General features: G+C 61.7%; 20 protein-coding genes. 15 read left to right on the top strand and 5 right to left on the bottom strand.

Features of this window, described 5'->3' with window-relative positions; all coding sequences use genetic code 11:
• The first annotated feature begins 13 nt into the window (after positions 1–13).
• A complete protein-coding gene (locus J4E08_RS19810; protein WP_349539951.1) occupies positions 14–436 on the top strand; it encodes an alpha/beta fold hydrolase in 423 nt (140 codons plus the stop codon).
• A 184-nt stretch (positions 437–620) separates the two neighbouring features.
• Here the strand turns inward: J4E08_RS19810 and tnpC are convergent, their stop codons facing one another.
• From tnpC to J4E08_RS19785, 5 genes are all read right to left on the bottom strand, one after another.
• Positions 621–2,243, bottom strand: coding sequence for an IS66 family transposase (gene tnpC / locus J4E08_RS19805; protein ID WP_349539950.1), 1,623 nt, complete (start codon positions 2,241–2,243; stop codon positions 621–623).
• A gap of 59 nt (positions 2,244–2,302) precedes the next feature.
• Positions 2,303–2,653, bottom strand: coding sequence for an IS66 family insertion sequence element accessory protein TnpB (gene tnpB, locus J4E08_RS19800; RefSeq protein ID WP_349539949.1), 351 nt, complete (start codon positions 2,651–2,653; stop codon positions 2,303–2,305).
• Positions 2,650–3,045 carry an IS66-like element accessory protein TnpA gene (tnpA, locus tag J4E08_RS19795; RefSeq protein WP_349539948.1) on the bottom strand — a complete coding sequence of 132 codons (396 nt, stop codon included), beginning with the start codon at positions 3,043–3,045 and terminating at the stop codon, positions 2,650–2,652. Before tnpA ends, tnpB begins: the two co-directional genes overlap by 4 nt.
• Positions 3,046–3,078: 33 nt before the next feature.
• Positions 3,079–3,207, bottom strand: coding sequence for a hypothetical protein (locus tag J4E08_RS19790; RefSeq protein WP_349539947.1), 129 nt, complete (start codon positions 3,205–3,207; stop codon positions 3,079–3,081).
• 598 nt (positions 3,208–3,805) lie between these two features.
• The gene (locus J4E08_RS19785) at positions 3,806–4,057 is read right to left on the bottom strand and encodes a hypothetical protein (RefSeq protein WP_349539946.1); all 252 of its coding nucleotides are present in this window, start codon (positions 4,055–4,057) and stop codon (positions 3,806–3,808) included.
• 210 nt (positions 4,058–4,267) lie between these two features.
• Here J4E08_RS19785 and J4E08_RS19780 point away from each other — a divergent pair, with 210 nt between their 5' ends.
• From J4E08_RS19780 to J4E08_RS19715, 14 genes are all read left to right on the top strand, one after another.
• A complete protein-coding gene (locus tag J4E08_RS19780) occupies positions 4,268–4,636 on the top strand; it encodes a hypothetical protein (RefSeq protein ID WP_008327368.1) in 369 nt (122 codons plus the stop codon).
• Between the two features lie 43 nt (positions 4,637–4,679).
• Positions 4,680–5,294, top strand: coding sequence for a lytic transglycosylase domain-containing protein (locus tag J4E08_RS19775; RefSeq protein ID WP_349539945.1), 615 nt, complete (start codon positions 4,680–4,682; stop codon positions 5,292–5,294).
• Positions 5,295–5,401: 107 nt separating this feature from the next.
• Entirely contained in the window at positions 5,402–5,686 is a 285-nt protein-coding gene (locus tag J4E08_RS19770; RefSeq protein WP_037931816.1) for a TrbC/VirB2 family protein, read from the top strand.
• The gene (locus J4E08_RS19765; RefSeq protein ID WP_009808059.1) at positions 5,679–5,957 is read left to right on the top strand and encodes a VirB3 family type IV secretion system protein; all 279 of its coding nucleotides are present in this window, start codon (positions 5,679–5,681) and stop codon (positions 5,955–5,957) included. Before J4E08_RS19770 ends, J4E08_RS19765 begins: the two co-directional genes overlap by 8 nt.
• On the top strand, positions 5,947–8,322 hold the full coding sequence (locus J4E08_RS19760; RefSeq protein WP_349539944.1) for a VirB4 family type IV secretion/conjugal transfer ATPase: 2,376 nt from the start codon (positions 5,947–5,949) through the stop codon (positions 8,320–8,322). The genes J4E08_RS19765 and J4E08_RS19760 overlap by 11 nt, the downstream gene beginning before the upstream one ends.
• On the top strand, positions 8,319–8,486 hold the full coding sequence (locus J4E08_RS19755) for a hypothetical protein (protein WP_349539943.1): 168 nt from the start codon (positions 8,319–8,321) through the stop codon (positions 8,484–8,486). The genes J4E08_RS19760 and J4E08_RS19755 overlap by 4 nt, the downstream gene beginning before the upstream one ends.
• A gap of 55 nt (positions 8,487–8,541) precedes the next feature.
• Positions 8,542–9,630, top strand: coding sequence for a lytic transglycosylase domain-containing protein (locus J4E08_RS19750; protein ID WP_349539983.1), 1,089 nt, complete (start codon positions 8,542–8,544; stop codon positions 9,628–9,630).
• A complete protein-coding gene (locus tag J4E08_RS19745) occupies positions 9,630–10,439 on the top strand; it encodes a type IV secretion system protein (protein ID WP_349539942.1) in 810 nt (269 codons plus the stop codon). Before J4E08_RS19750 ends, J4E08_RS19745 begins: the two co-directional genes overlap by 1 nt.
• Positions 10,440–10,455: 16 nt before the next feature.
• Positions 10,456–11,109 carry a VirB8 family type IV secretion system protein gene (locus tag J4E08_RS19740; RefSeq protein WP_349539941.1) on the top strand — a complete coding sequence of 218 codons (654 nt, stop codon included), beginning with the start codon at positions 10,456–10,458 and terminating at the stop codon, positions 11,107–11,109.
• Positions 11,110–11,213: 104 nt separating this feature from the next.
• Entirely contained in the window at positions 11,214–11,909 is a 696-nt protein-coding gene (locus J4E08_RS19735; RefSeq protein WP_379652506.1) for a TrbG/VirB9 family P-type conjugative transfer protein, read from the top strand.
• Positions 11,906–13,285, top strand: a complete 1,380-nt coding sequence (locus J4E08_RS19730) for a TraB/TrbI/VirB10 family type IV secretion system protein (protein WP_349539940.1) — start codon at positions 11,906–11,908, stop codon at positions 13,283–13,285. Before J4E08_RS19735 ends, J4E08_RS19730 begins: the two co-directional genes overlap by 4 nt.
• Before the next feature lie 4 nt (positions 13,286–13,289).
• On the top strand, positions 13,290–14,276 hold the full coding sequence (locus J4E08_RS19725) for an ATPase, T2SS/T4P/T4SS family (protein WP_349539939.1): 987 nt from the start codon (positions 13,290–13,292) through the stop codon (positions 14,274–14,276).
• Positions 14,273–14,461, top strand: a complete 189-nt coding sequence (locus J4E08_RS19720; RefSeq protein WP_349539938.1) for a hypothetical protein — start codon at positions 14,273–14,275, stop codon at positions 14,459–14,461. Before J4E08_RS19725 ends, J4E08_RS19720 begins: the two co-directional genes overlap by 4 nt.
• A gap of 407 nt (positions 14,462–14,868) precedes the next feature.
• On the top strand, positions 14,869–15,948 hold the full coding sequence (locus J4E08_RS19715; protein WP_349539937.1) for a TrbL/VirB6 family protein: 1,080 nt from the start codon (positions 14,869–14,871) through the stop codon (positions 15,946–15,948).
• Positions 15,949–16,092: the final 144 nt, after the last annotated feature.

The raw sequence follows: 16,092 nt of genomic DNA, 5'->3' as shown, positions 1-16,092 counted from the left end.
AAGGAAACCTGCCATGGAGTGGGACTTGGAGGTACGGGACCCTACCCGAGCCACATACGGGGTCATTCCTATCTACGGCACAAATTTGAAGTGGCGCGCCGTCGGCGACGGGCAGCCTCTGGTGCTCCTTCACGGTGTGCCCGGCGACTGTGAAACTCTTGCGCCGGTCGCAGACCTGCTGGCGGAAACGGCCCGCGCCACGACCCTTTCGATGCGCTACAGCGGGCACGGGCCGTACGGTGCGCGGCCATTTGGAACACAGCAGCAATACCAGGATCTCATCGAGATCGCCGAGACGATCGGGGGTCCAATCGACATAGCGGCATGGTCCTACTCGGCGCACGCGTCGCGGCTGCCTGGCAATCACCTGCTTCCAGAAACGGTCCCCAAAACGCTCTCCACGGATATCAGAGCCCATCTGGCTCGAGTATCCTAAGAGGCGCCGCGATCATTTCATCGGGTTCGGCCCTTGATCCCGTCCAGTTTCAGGCGTCAGTCGACGACTGGACCGTTGCGACGGGTTCTGTAGCTTTTGATTTGCGTACCGAACCGCATCGAGGAAGGACTGACGGACGCTTACTGCATAGGGGTTAGCCGTAAGCATCCGGCGTAGGCCGTGGTCATGCGGCGAGTTGGCGCTCCGATGCGTGCCAATTCCACGGCAGAAGGTCTGGCACCCGTGATGCCGTTGTGTTGGGGAGCTTGGCGAGGACATCGGCGAGCCAAGCCTGTGGGTCTATGTCATTCATCTTTGCCGAGACGATCAGGGAATACATGAAGGCAGCACGTTCGCCTCCACGCTCGGAGCCGACGAATAGCCAGGATTTCCGTCCCAAGGCGATACCGCGCAGTGCGCGCTCGGCCGCGTTGTTTGTCAGGCAGATGCGCCCATCCTCGAGGAAGAGCGTGAAGGCTTCCCACCGGTCCTTCTTGAACATGTAGCTGATCGCCTTCGCGACGGGGTTGTGCTTCGACATGGTTCCCTGCTCGGCCCGCATCCAGTCGTGCAGATCCTCGACCAGGGGACGGACCAGCCAGCGCCGGGCGTCGAGCCGGCTGGCGATGTCCAACCCGTTGATCTGGCGCTCGATGTCGAAGATGGCGTCGATCTTCTTCACGGCTTCCAGTGCGACAGGCGATATGTCGTGCGCCGGCTTCTTCCGGCGGGCATTCTCCTTGATGTCCGCGAGCTCGAAGAACTTCCGTCGAGCATGGCTCCAGCACAGGGCGCTCAGCACGGGACCGGGATCACGATTACCGCGATAGAGGTCGTTGTAGCCGCCATAGGCGTCAGCTTGGAGAACGCCCTGCCACCCTGCGAGATGCCGGTTCGGATTGGCCATTTCCCTGTCGCGCGAGAAGTGGAACAGCGCGGCTGGGGACGCCCCGCCACCAAAGGGCCGGTCATCTCTGACATAGGTCCAGAGCCGAGCAGTCTGCGTCCCTCCCTTTGCCAGCAGCGGCACCGTGGTGTCGTCGCCGTGGAGGCGCTCGGCAGCCAGAACATGGGACCGGATAAGGGCGTGTATCGGTGACAGAGCTGCCGCGCAGGCCCCGACCTGGTCGGCCAGCGTCGAGAGGCTGAGATCGACGCCTTCCTTTGCATAGCGCTCGGCCTGACGGTTCAGGGGCTGGTGCTGCCCGAACTTCTCGAACAGGATCATCGCCAGAAGGTTCGGCCCCGCCCAGCCTCGGGGCGTGGGATGGAAGGGCGCGGGCGGCTGGCTGATCTTCTCGCAGGCCCGGCAGGTGAACTTCTCACGCACCGTCTGGATCACTTTCCATTGCCGGGGGATGACCTCGAGCGTCTCGGTGACGTCCTCGCCCATCTTTACGATGCGATCTGAGCCACAGCAGGAGCACGCCGTCGGTGCCTCGATCACCACCCGCTCGCGTGGCAGGTGATCCGGGAACGGCTTGCGCGCCGGACGGCGGCGTTCGAACCCGGCGACCGCCGTGGTCTTCGCCTTCCCGGCGGCGATCTCGTCTTCGGTGGCCGCGGCTTCGAGTTCCTCGAGCTGCATCTCCATCTGGTCGATCAGGCGGGCGCTGCGTTCGGAGCTGTGGCCGTAATGATCGCGGCGGAGCTTGGCGATCTCCAGTTTGAGGTGTTTGATCATCGCCTCCGAAGTGGAGACCACCGCCCGGGCCTGCGCGAGCTCACTCTCCGCGACTTCGGCACGGGCCTCCGAGGCCGCAAGGGCAGCGCGCAGTCGAGCATTCTCGGAAGCGGTATCGGACATGCCTGAAGCATACCCTGAACAGATAGAAAGCCCAACAAAATATGGACTTTCGCGGGCCTTTATCCCGCCTTCGTCGGACGCTGCGTCCAGCGCGGATTGCGCCAGTCTATCCCCTCGAGGAGATACCCAAGTTGGGCTGCCGAGATCTGCACAGCCTCGCCGCTGCCGCTGGTCGGCCAGATGAACTTTCCAGCCTCGAGGCGCTTCGTGTAGAGCGACATGCCGACGCCATCGTGCCAGAGCAACTTGACCAGATCGCCCTTGCGGCCGCGAAAGCAGAAGATCTCTCCGGCATGCGGATCGCGCCCGAGCCCCTGCTGGACGGTCAGCGCCAGCGTGTTCATCCCGCGCCGCATGTCGGTCACCCCGCCTGCGATCCACACGCGCACCCCCGCCGGGAAGGCGATCATTTGCCCTCCAGGATCGGCAGCAGCTTGGCCAATGCGTCCGGGTCCACCGACGCGGGCACGAGCAGGCGCCGTCCGTTCCGCAGGAGGATCTCGAGCTGGACATCGGGGGTCGGCCGCTGCGGCGACTGGGCATCAATGTCCGGCGCCATCTTCACCGGCACGAAAGCAGGAGCGCTTGCGTTCGCGAGCTCACCGTCCCGATACTGTCGCCGCCAGACGGTCAGTAGCGAACGGCAAATGCCATGCCGCCGCGCTGTCGCCGAGACCTGCCGGTGTCCCCGATGGCTTTCCTCGACCACCTTTATCTTGTCCGCATCGCTCCAGTGCCGACGCCGCGGCCCATCCTCGGCAGACAGGATCTCGATCTGGGGTATGAACTTAAAGTCGACCATAACGTCGGACTTATCATCGCCTCCAGCGCCCCGTCAGACGGCCCCCGCCGAAGGGATGCGGTTAGCCGCCTCGATCGCCTCGAAAACCTCCGGCGCATCGTCCTTCACCATCGAGATCGCCTCCACCAGAAGATCGAAGCTCCCCGATAATCTCGGGGGCATCATCCACAATAGTGCAAGGGGGTCATTTTGGGACGCCGATTACCCCTCTACGGGGTCAAAATTGCACGCCGGTTCACAGGATCTGCGGCATGGTGTCATAAGGCGCTCACTCGCGCCGTATGGCGCTCGTGTTGGATGTTGGCTAACTGCTATTTCTTGAGGTAGCTGTTCTTACGAGGGTGCATTCAAAGCGGTAGGCCCGTAAAATGCATTGTTCTCAAATCTTGCGGTTGGGCTCCGTGGCGGCTTCGACGATCGCCAGAACCTCCGATAGGTCGAAGCCAAGCGCCCGGGACAATACGATGAACTCGACAACGTCGATCCGTCGCTGGCCACTTTCAATGCGCGCTACGAGAGACTGAAGTCAGTCGAGCCTGTCGGCCAAGTCTTTCTGCCCAGACCCGCGTTTTTTCGGACCTCGACCAAAGATCCACAAAGGGCCAGATGCCCGGTACTCCAAATAGTTTTTGCCACGCGTCTCATACCTTTTGTGACGTCGCTAGCGGATGAAATCCGTTATCTAAAAAGTAGATATTTGAGGGTGTTATCGGCGTCTGGTTTTCACGGGCTGCTAGTCTGATGCTCCCGAGGCTGCCCATCAATCTCCTACCAATTGCAGAAATCGGCCGTAGTCCTCACTGACTTCGCGCGCTTCTTCGAAAGCGCGGGCGCGTTCGCTGTCGAGGCAACGGAAGTAGCTCTGGATATCCTGAATGTAATCTTCGAAGTCGCCACGGATGATATCCGCATAGTCCCGCGCGGCCTGCGAATCGCTTGGCAGGAAAGGACGGGCCGGGGCGAAGCAGGATTCCGCCAAAACCGGCCCGGGAACGCAGATCAGAAGGGCCACAGCTTGCAATGGGAGCAGGCATGTCAACCTTGGGTTTCTCAAACCTGTTATCTCCTTGATCGCGGACACTGGCCGTGACTAGTGTTTGCGTAACCAAACTACAGCTAAAGCACGATATTACATCTTGCGGTTGATAATATACTATCGTAACTCTGGGCTTCAAGTAGGAATGCCTGGGGTCGCGCCATTGGAGAAAGCGTGAGCCGGGCCATGAACTGGGACATCGAAGCACCAAATGTGGTTACGGAAGCCAGGTTCCGCGAGCTCGTGGAAAGCGGCTACAGCGCAGAAATCCTGTGCCAGGAGTCGGCACATAAGAAAGGCCCCAGCTATTACGGGGTCTGGATCATGCGTGTTGTCTCTGATGACGGGGTCGAAAAGCTCCTCGTCACCGCCCGCACGCGGACGACCTACAACGATATCAAGATCCGCGAGTTCAAGACGATCTCTGGCGTGGTGTCTTTCTTCATTGGCCTTGGTTTTGCGCATGTCGACCTGCCGCTTGAGGCGGGGACAAGCCGGACCCACAAATTCGCCCCGCCAGACAAAGCCCCATCAGACAAGGGCGCTGGCAGCTAACCTCGTCTGTCTCTGGCTGGTCGCAGCACCTGCCTCAGCGCAAATGGTCCTGGTCATGGAGAGCGACGGCTCCCTGACCCCGTCCCGCTCTCAGAGCAGCTTTGCTCGAAACTACAATGAAGGGATTGGTCAGAGTTCGGCCTCCGATGGGATCGCGATCTTCGGCGAGGTAGAGGCCGAGCAAGAGGGCGTCCAAGTCGCGGCCCTTGCCCGCCCGACTCCCCTGCCCCGCGCCGATGTCCTCTCCGGGATTCAGACCACGGCCTTGCGCTATGCCGGCCATCCCGGCCTGCGTCGCGCGGGGCTTTCCGTGACGGATTGGCTGGTCCTCTACCGCGCCAATATCGAGGTTGAGAGCGCCTACCGGCAGGATGCGATTTCAAGTGCAGGTGCCATTGGCCTTGGCCAGTTGATGCCCGCCACTGCCCGTGATCTCGGCGTTGACCCACGCGACCCGCTGCAGAACCTCGACGGCTCCGCCCGCTACCTCGCGATGATGCTGGAGACGTTCGGCGATCCGCATCTGGCGCTGGCGGCCTACAACGCCGGGCCGGACGCCGTGCGCCAACACGGTGGCATTCCCCCTTACCGAGAAACCCAGAACCACGTGGCCCGCGTCATGGCCGTCGTGGCCCGATTGGAAGGATCAAATTCATGATGTCCCAACCTTTTTGGAAATCATTCCTCAAAACACTTGTCGGCAATGTCACGAGAGCGCGCAGCGCGGCAGTGCATTGGCGATACCGCTTTTTCCAAACAAGTTGGATTTCAAACCTCTTTGTCGCCTCGCTGGCGCTATTCCTGTTCATTGCCGAGCCCGCCCTTGCACAGAGCATCGATCTCTCCCCGATCCAGAGCTTGTTGCAGGGCATTGTCGATGCGCTGACCGGCCCTCTTGGTGTGGTTATCGCTACACTCGCGGTCCTCGGCGTTTTCCTTAGCTGGTTCTTCAATATCATCGATCTGCGCCAGGCGCTTTGGGTGCTTGTCGGGATCGCCGGTGTTGCCGCTGCCCCCACCATTGTTGCCGCGGTCTTTGCCGGTGGCTGAGCGCTCGCCTCTCTTTCTCGGCCTCGTGCGCCCGCCAAAGCTTCTGGGCCTGCCCATCATGTACGCGATGGTCTGGCTCTTTGGTTCGGTGCTCTTGTTCGTCTGGGTCCAGCACATCGCGGTGCTGGCTGTCGCGGCCCTGCTCTACCCGGTGCTTTGGAAGGCCGCAGATTGGGACCCGCGCTTCATAGATGTGATGATGACGGCCCTGCAGGAGACACCGCCGACGCGCAACAGGTCCATCCATGGCGGGGACAGCTATGCCCCGTGATGAAGCCCCTGATGCTGCGCTCGATCCCCGCACATTGACGCCAGAGTGGTATGCGCGCGAGACCCGCCTCGCGCATATGCTGCCCTATGTGAGCCTCGTCGACGACCAGACGGTGCGCACCCGGGTCAACGAGCTCTTCCGCTGCATTCGGCTCGAGGGGATCAACAGCTACACGACGGACGATGCCTATCTCGACAAGGTGACGTCACTTTTTGCCCGCATCGTCGCGCAACTCGGGCCGGAATTCAGCTATTACGTCCACAAGGTCTCCAAGGCCATCAAACCGGATCTCGACCCGATCCGTGAGGACAGCTTCGCGGACGAGGTTGACCGGCGCTGGCGCGCCAAGCTCGCAACCAGCGGGCTCCGCGACAAAACACTGACGCTCACCGTCATTCACCGCCCACCCCCCAAAAGCCTCCTGCCGTTCCTCAGCCGCCCCGCGCCGGACCGACTGAAGGAGGAGACCCGCAAACGCCTGCAGCGCCTCGGTGAGGCCGTGAACGTCTTCCTTTCGGGCCTCACCGAGCTCAAACCGCGCCTGCTATCGGCTGCATCGGGGGAATTGGTGGGGTTTCTGGGCGCGCTGAACACGGGCACCGAGCTGCCGCTCTACCCGGCAAACACCTACGGCTTTTTGTCCGTCAACGTCGCCAATACCCGCGTTACGTTCCACGGCGATCATTTCGAGCTTTCCGAAGGCGTCGTGGGCCATCGCTACGGCAAGAGTTTCACCATCGGGGAATATGCCGAGGCCACCTCCTGCACCATGTTCGACATGTTGAACCTGCCGGTCGACATGATCGTCACCCACTCCTTCACACCGATTAATTCGAACCTCATGGCGGGCCGCATCAAGCGACAAAAGCGGCAGATGCAGGCGAGCCAGGACGCAGCCCTCTCGCTCATGGAAGCCCTCGATATCGCCGCCGACGATCTCGAGGCCAAGCGCCAGAGCTTCGGCGAACACCATATGGTCGTGACGCTCTTCTGCGACACGCTCGAAGAACTGCAAACCCTCAGCGCCGAAATCGTGAACGCCGCCGCGACCGAAGGCGTGAAGATGATCGGCGAGCGGGTCGCGGCCAAGGCGCATTACCTCAGCCAGCACCCCGGCAACCAGCCCAAGCGCGTCCGCGCCAGCGCCGTCACCAATCGCAACTTCGCGGATTTCGCGGCCTTCCACAGAACGCAGCTTGGCAAACCCGCAGCACTTACCCCCTGGGGCCGGGTCGTCACATATTTGCCCACGCCGGAGCAGAGCGCCTACCGGTTTTCCTATCACGAGCAGGGCAGCCCGGACAAAGAACCGACAAGCGGCCATACCCTGATCATGGGGCGGCCCGGGTCGGGCAAATCGGTGCTGTCGGCCTTCCTGATGACCCAGGCCCGTCGCGCAGGCGCACGGATCTTCGTCTTTGATTACCGTCTTGGTATGGAGATGGCGGTCCGAGCCAATGGCGGGCGCTACGCCTCCCTGAACGCCGGCCAGCCCACGGGCCTCAATCCACTTTGGACGGAGACCGACAACCGCGGCACGGCCTGGCTATCGGATTGGCTCGCCACCCTGCTCCACCGCGCCGACAAGCCCCTGACGCCCGCGCAGACCAACCGCATCCAGGAAGTCGTGCGCCAGAACGCGCAGGCCTCCAATCCGGCCCTGCGGAACTGGCGGGATTTCGCATCGCTTTTTGTGTCCACCGATGATGGCGGCGATCTGCACCAGCGCCTGCTCGAGTGGACCGAAGACGGCCGCTATGGCTGGATCTTCGGGCAGAGCCTTGAGGACACTTTTTCACTCAAAGGCGATCTCGTGGGCTTCGATCTGACCGGCATTCTCGACAGCGAGGCCGACAAGGAACGGATGGCGGTTCTCTCCTATCTTTTCCGCCGGGTCGAACGCGAGATCGAGGACCGCCGTCCCACCATCATCGTGATCGACGAGGCCTGGAAGGCGCTCGACAACGCATATTTCGCCGAACGGTTGTCGAACTGGCTGGTGACCGCGCGCAAGCAGAACACCGTCGCGGTGATGATGACGCAATATGCCAGCCAGCTTGAGCGCACCCGGACCGGCAAGACCATCATCGAGGCGGTGCCGACGCAGATCCTGCTGCCCAATATCCGCGCGCAGCCAGCGGACTACGCCATGCTGAACCTCACGGAGAAGGAGCTCGATGTCCTTCTCAACACGGGCAGCAACAGCCGCTTGGCGCTGATCCGCGACGATCAGGGCTCGATCGTCGTCGATGCCGATCTCAGTGCTCTCGGGCCCAATCTCACCATCCTTGGCGGCATGGACAAAGGCGAAGCGCTTGTCGGCGCCGATTACCGCGACCGCCCTGATTTCTGGAGGCTTTCATGACCCGTATTTTGATGTTCGTTGCCGCGCTCGGTGCGTTGGCCTCCTGTGCCCAGTACCAGGAACCGCAGGCCAATTGCTTCACCTTCCTGGCATCGACAGCCCCTGTCGCGCCTGATTGCACCTTCACGCCTCTAGATGCACCGGAGGGCGACATTGAAGTCTAGCCTGCCTCATATCCTGGCACTTTGCCTGCTGCCCGGTCTCGCCTTGTCTCAAGGCGTGCCGACCAATGACAGTGGGCTGACCGCGCGTGACATCGTCGAGACAGGCGATCGCGAGGCTGACTTGGCCGTTCAGGCGGACAAGCTTGCCGCGCGCGAACTCATCTCCGAGATCGAACGGGAGCAGCTGGAAACCCTGCAACGCATCCTCGATGCCCAGACCAGCTTCGCCGGTCAGGGCTTGCCGGCTATGGTCTCGGGGCTGGAAAGCGGCAGCGGCGATCCCGACCGCGCCGTGGAAGCCGTCTATGGCACGGGCGAGATCGACCCCAATCCCGGCGGTGCGCAGATGTTCGGGGATGCGGCAGAAAACATAGAGCAGCTCATCATCCGCGTGGCTCAGGAGACCAGCGGTTTTGCGGGTGTTGGCCGCGCAGGGCTCTCACCCGTCCAGTGGCGCGCGTTGCTGCAAGCGCTGATCTGGCAGGAAAGCCGGTTTACGATCGGGGCACGGTCTCCCGTCGGCGCCTATGGTCTCACCCAGATCATGCCCGGTACCGCCAGCGATCTGGGCATCAATCCGGAATACTATGACAGCCCTTACCTGCAGGTGCATGGCGGCGCGCGCTATCTCGCGACCCAGCTCAACACATTCGATGGCAATATCATCAATGCCCTCGCGGCCTATAACGCCGGACCCGGCCGGGTTTTCGAGTATGGCGGCGTCCCACCCTTCCGCGAGACCCAGCACTACGTCACAGTCATCCCGGAGCGCTACAATCTCTACCTGAGCCGTATCGGCGGGATCGACGCGCTTGGCACGATCGACCCCGCGCTTCTGGCCAATGCCAACCTCTCAATCACGGGTCATGGGGCGGCCTTCTATGGCAACAACTCGCCCGCCGCGATCAGGCAAGCCGCCCTGCGTATTGCGGATATCGTCGAGCGGATTTCCGAAACCGAGGACGTGCAGGAGAGCGTCGCGCTCAACACCTATGCCCGCGCCGAACTGGTGCGTCTCGTGGCCGCCCGCATCCGGCTTCAAGCGGCACGCACCCGCGTGCTCTCCGCCGAAGAGCTGGCCCAGGCCAGCGCCCGCATGGCCGAAGGCGCGTTCATGGATTTTACGATCAGGGAGATTGAATAATGAGACGGAAGTTTCTGAGAGCGGCCTTGGCCACAACGCTTGGGATTGGCCTGCATCTGGGCGCCCTCTCCCCTGCCGCAGCGCAAGGCGTGCCCGTCGTCGATACCCAGAACATCGCACAAAACATCCAGCAGCTCCGGCAGATGATCGAGGACGAGATTCTGCAAAACGAGCAGCTGACGCAGCTCCGCGAACAGCTTGCCACACTCACGGACCAACTCGCGGAGCTGCAAAGAACCTATGAAGCACTTACCCGCCTTGCCGAGCTTCCCGAGATTATCCGCACCGAGATGGAGGACGAGCTGAACGGCCTGCTCGATCAGGAATTCGGCGATATCCTCGCCACCATCGAGGCCATCAAGACGGGGGATTTCTCCGGTCTGTCCGGTTCCGATGCGGGCGAGATCGAAACCCAGATGGACCGGGTGCTGGCCGATCTCGGCTTTGACGAGGACACCCTCTCGGAAATGGCCACCAGCGGCAATCCGGGCGCGAACCGTGTAGCGACGCAGGCAACAACCGGCGCGCTCGTCTCGGCGGCGGCCCAGAACAGCTACGAGGACGCGGGCCAATCGCTCGAGCGGGTCGGCCGCCTCGTCGGGTTGATCGACGACATGGACGAGCTGAAGGAAAGCGTCGATCTCAACACGCGCGTCACGGCAGAACTCGCAATCGCGCTCGTCGCCATGTGGCAGCTCGAAGCCGTGCAGACCGTGGGCGATGGCACCGGCGGCGTCATCGATGCCGCCACCATCGCCGAGGAGCAGCGGTTTATGGACTTCACGCTGCCCGAGTTGCGGGCAGACTGATCAAGGGTTGTGACAGGTGGCGAGTGAACAGGAAATCATCGAAGAAGAGCTGGTCTATGGTGCGCTGCGCCGCGAACGGCTCTGGCAGCGCCTTGGCCTGATAGGCCTTGTCTTTGGCATCATCGGCTGCCTGAGCGCAGCGGCTATGGCGATCCTCGATGTCGATCCGCCGCCCGTGGTCGTGCCCTATGATCCCGCCACCGGCTTTGCGCTGCCCGAGGCCTCGGTGGGCGCGACGACTGTCACAGCCAACCAAGCGATCATCGAGGCGGAAGTCTTCCGCTATGTGACCGACCGCGAGGTCTATAACCAGCTCGACAATGATCTGCGCATCCGCAGCGTGTTGCGCCGCTCCGACGGGTCCGCCGAGAGCGGGCTGCGCCAGATCTGGAACAGCGCAAATGAGAACTACCCGCCGACGGTCTATGGCCCGAATGCTCGGCTGGATGTGGAAATCCTCAGCATCAACCGGATCGGCACAAACCGCGCCACGGTCCGCCTGCGCAAGCGCCTGACGTCCATCAATGGCGTCCAGACCGGGCTCTTCACCGCCACACTTCTCTTCGAGTTCCGCCCCGAGACCCGCCGCTCCATCGACGAGGTCTGGACCAATCCATTCGGCTTCACCGTGCTCGAGTATTCCATCCGCTCCGACAGATTGGAGAATTAATGCGCTTCTGGAATTCACTTCAAATTATCTTGTCGTCAATGTGCCGAGAACGCGCAGCGCGGCAGGGTATCGGTGACACTACTTATTCCGGAAACGCATGTTTGTTGCTCGTACGAACTGCAGTTGTTGTCCTTTTCGTTTTGCTGCCAGTCGTTGCCTTCGCCGAAGCCATCCCGCGTGGCGGGCCCAACGACAGCCGCGTGCGCTTGGCCACCTACCAGGAAGGCCAGGTCTATCGCCTCAACGTCTCGCTCACCCACGTGACCACCATCGAATTTGGCGAGGGCGAAAGCATCCGCTCGATCATCGCCGGCGACACGGAAGGCTTCGAGATCGACGGCGTTCCGGGCGGGCAGGCCTTCGCGATCAAGCCAGTCGCGCGCGGTGTCCATACCAATGTGACCGTCTATACCAACCGGCGCAGCTACTACTTCAACGTCCAGGAGACCCGCAGCCCGACCTTCTACGTGGTCCAGTTCCGCTACCCCGAAGACAATGCGCGGCCCACCCGTGCCATCGCGGCCCAGGCCCCGAACTATAATTACGGGGCCAGCGCGCGCACCGAATTCACCCCTTCCCGCGTCTGGGATGATGGGACCTTCACGTATTTTGAATTTGCGCGGAACGCGCCGGTGCCCGCGATCTTTCGTTACGCGAATGGCCGCGAGCGGACGGTCAACACGCAAGCAACCGAGGACGGCGTGATCCGGGTCTCCGGGGTGAACAGGCAATGGGCGCTGCGGATCGAAGACGAGGTGGTCTGTATCGAGGCCACACCGCCTGCGGGGGTGGGATCATGAGCGACACCGGAAACGCGGAACTCGAAAAGCGTCTTGCCGCCCTTGAGCAAGGCAAGGGCGCAGGTTCGCCCCCTGTCCCACGGCGCTCGCCGCTGCTCGCTTTGGTCGTCGTCCTCGTGATCGGCGCCGGTGGTGCCCTGCTTTATCTCCTCTCACAGCCCGACGAAGAGGAAGCCTTGCCGACGGCCACCCCGGACGTCTTCCAAAACGAGGGCGACGGCTTCGGCGCCATCGAAACCCTCCCCCCACCCGAACCCGAAGTCGTTCTGGTCGCACCAGACCCCGTGGAGCCCAATGCAGAACTTCTGGCCCAGCTCGCCGCCCTTCAAGCCCAGATCGAGGAATTGCGCAACGCGCCCGAACCGGTGGTCGAGGAAGATACCGCCGCCGCCGAAGCCATCGATGCGCTGACCGCGCAGATCGCGGCCCTGCAAGCCGCCTCGGAAACCGCGCAACAGCAGTTTCGCGATGAACTCACGGCACGCGATCGCGAGTTGGAGCAACTCCGCATGGACCTCGAACTTGCGCAACTCGAAGCCAATCGCCCTACCCCCGCGCCTTTAGGCCCATCTGAAGACGAGTTGCGGGCGCGGGAAGAAGAACGGCTGCGCCGCGAGGAAGAAGCACGACGGCTCGCGGAACTTGAACGCCGCGCTGCTGAGGAACGTGCGTTTCAGGAGCGCCGCATCACCTCGCCCACCATCGCTTTTGGTGGCACCTCTGGTGCGAACGAGACGGCGCTGACTGAGCGAACCTTCGGTGAGGTGACGGATTTCGTGCTGAACGGTGCGTTGCCCACGTCCGTGACGCAAGCGGAAGTCATCGCCAACCCGTCCAACACCATCATCCAGGGCACGATGATCCAGGCCGTCATGGAAACCGCCCTCGACAGCTCCCTGCCCGGGCAGACCCGCGCCGTTGTCTCCGAAGACGTGTTCAGTGTCGACGGTTCCCGTCTCCTGATCCCACGCGGCTCCCGCCTGATCGGGCGCTATCGCTCGGGCGTCGATATCGCGCAGCGCCGCGTCACCGTCGCCTGGGATCGGATTATCCTTCCTGACAATCAGACCGTCCAGATCAGTTCCTTCGGGGGAGACGAGCTGGGTCGCTCCGGCGTCACGGGCTTTGTCGATACCCGCTTCGATGAGCGTTTCGGCTCGGCGGCGCTGATTTCTCTGATCTCCGCCGCACCAAGCGCCGCCGCTGCAAATGTGCAGGATGAGACTGCCGCCGACGTTCTCGAAGACGTTGGCGATGATCTGGCAGATGCCACGGACAGCGTCATTGGCGATTACCTATCCATCGGACCCGTCATCTATGTCAACCAGGGCGCGCGCGTCACTGTCATGGTCGACCGCGATCTGGAGATATTCTGAGCCCATGTCGCTGAGCTATCTTGAAACCTCGCTCGACCGGATCGACGCCGCCGCCCGCGACGATGTCATCGAGATTTGCATCAATCCAGACGGGACCTGCTGGGGCGAATTCCAGGGCGATCACTTCATGCGCGCGCTGGACCAGAGGCTGACCGGTGTTCAGGTCAGGGACCTCGGCAACCAGATCGCCTCCTCGGCCAACACGACGATGAGCAAGGATCGCCCCATCGTCTCAGTCTCGATCACCTACAAGGGCCGCCCGATCCGGGCACAGGTCATCACCCCGCCCGCCGTGCTCTCGGCCATGTCGATTAGCTTGCGGTTCTTCTCGAGCCTGCCGCTTGAGGGCATCGCGCTCGATTTTCTCTACGGCAAGGAACGCAAGCTCGAAGACCTGCGCGTGGAAAAGAAGCGCGCCTTGCGCGCCGTGGTGGCCGCCGGATTGATCGATGATGCGCTTGCCTTCTGCGTCGAGAACAAACTCAACATGATCGTCTCGGGTGGCACCTCCACCGGCAAGACCGTCGCCGCGCGCAAAATCCTCTCGCACGTACCGTCCGAGGAACGCATCGTGACCATCGAGGAAGCCGCCGAGCTTCTGCCGACCCAGCCCAATGCCGTGACCCTCATCGCCAATCGCGACGCAGAATTCCAGACCGCCGATGTGCTGCTCACCGCAACGCTGCGCATGCGACCCGACCGGATCATCCTGGGCGAGGTGCGCGGCAAGGAGGCCATGACCTTTCTGGAAGCCATCAACACCGGCCATGGCGGCTCGATGACCACGCTGCATGCCGAAACCCCGCAATTGGCCGTGCAGCGCCTCGCGATCGCAGCACTCAAGACCGAGATCCCGATGACCTATGCCGACATGATCCAGTACATCGAGAATTCCATCGACGTGATCATCCAGGCCGGTCGGCATGACGGCAAACGCGGCATCATGGAATTCTACCTCCCCGGCGCAACCGAGATTGGAACTTCCCTATGAAAACGTTTGAATACGACATTCTGTTCTTTGAGGTGAAAAAACAAAAGGACTACGACGCGATGCGAAACGCCTTGAATGAGCGTGGCGCGGACGGGTGGGAAGTCATCACCGCCGAAGCGGGTGACTACGGCTACACCACGTTCTTGAAGCGTGAAACTGTTGCGACGAAGGCGGCTTCAGAATGATGCGGGTCGTTGCAACGGCAGGCCTGCTCGTCGCTCTCTGCCCAACCGCTGGCGTGGCCGAGCGGAACCTGGTCCCAACGCTCGACAATCAGCCGGATGTCTGCCCAGACCAGTCTCCCGAGCCACAGTGGATGCAAGACATCGATGTACGCGAGTCCCACAAACGGCTCCTGATCCAACAAATCTATCGGGCGCAGAGTATGCAACGCATCGTTGAAGCCCAAAGCTGTGAATGTCCCACGCGGTATCCATCTTGGGCAGCAGCCGAACGCGTATACGTTGAGCGTTTCGCCTCGTCCGAATACTGGGACATCGTGGAAGCGACGTCCCAATACCGGCGCCAAGCAAATGAGCTTCGACGCAAAGCCATGCCAATCTGCGAAGCCGCTGGAAACTGGTAGGGATCCATGAGTGTCGTCACCTACTTCGTGGAAACGGCCGAAGGCTATCTCAATACCGCTGCCGAGACGCAATTCGGCGCGGTCGCAGCAACGGTGGGCACGTTGCTGGTTCTGGGCACAACACTGGTTGTCATTCTGGTCTTCATCAACATGATCTACCAGTATCGCGCCATGGACGGCCGAACTGCCTTTTGGCTGGCCGTGAAGGTCGGGCTGATAGGAGTCTTCGCGGCCAATTGGGTCCAGTTCAATGCGCTTGCCTCAGCGATACTGAATGGGATCGACAGCATTGCCGGGGCCCTTGTGGCTTCTGTCGGCGGCGGATCACCAGGTCCGTCCGGTACCTTTGCGGAGGAATTCGACGAACTGATCGCAGCCCTCGGGGACTATCTGAACGCGGCGGGATCTGAGCTAAACTGGATGGCCGGTGCCTTGCTGGACACGCTCGGCGTCCTACTGCTCTCAATTTTGGGCGGGTTGGCAGCGTTCATTGTTGTGGCGTCACGGCTCATGATCGCTCTTCTAATCGGCATTGCGCCGGTCATGATCTTCCTGACCCTTTTCGAGGTGACCAAGGACTACTTCGCGCGCTGGCTTTCGGCACTCATATCCTTTGCGATGTATCCGATCGTCGTAGCTGGCGTGTTCGCGACGATCACGGGGGTTTCTCGGGCTCTTCTTGCCGAACTGGGCGACCCGGAGGGAGCCTCGAACATAGGGGCCCTTATCCCATTTTTCATGATGGTGCTGATGGCAAAAGGCTTCATCATTGCAACGCCCTTTTTGGTTCGGGCAATTTCCGGCAACATCATGATGCCGGCACTTTCGGCAGGGTTCGGGGGGAGCTATGCGTTCGCCAGAGGGCTGGCAGGTAGCCAACAGGTTTACAACCGTTACGCCATCGGGGGTGCAACCGGGGCTGAATACGCAGCCCTTCGAGCGCGACAATTCTTCGGTGTGCAAGCGTTGCCACGCCGGCCCAATACAGCGGGTGGGCCAACTGCATCTCCTGCCGGCGACGGGACCGGAACTGGCGCTCGGATGCTGGCACAGCTTTCTAGGTTGGGGAGATTAGGCAGACGGTAAGGATTATCTAGTCTACCGACTTGATTCACGCACCCAACCGTCTTGATCGAGAGCATGCTAATCCTTCGCAACAAGCGTTCTATGACGAAACGGAAGCAAATTCTGCTTTCAAGGTGGCGCGTTATTCAGAACCACCGTAACCTG

It is taken from the genome of Sagittula sp. NFXS13 (assembly GCF_040148795.1).
Classification (GTDB): Bacteria; Pseudomonadota; Alphaproteobacteria; order Rhodobacterales; family Rhodobacteraceae; genus Sagittula; species Sagittula marina.
This window is presented reverse-complemented; position numbering and strand designations above follow the sequence as displayed.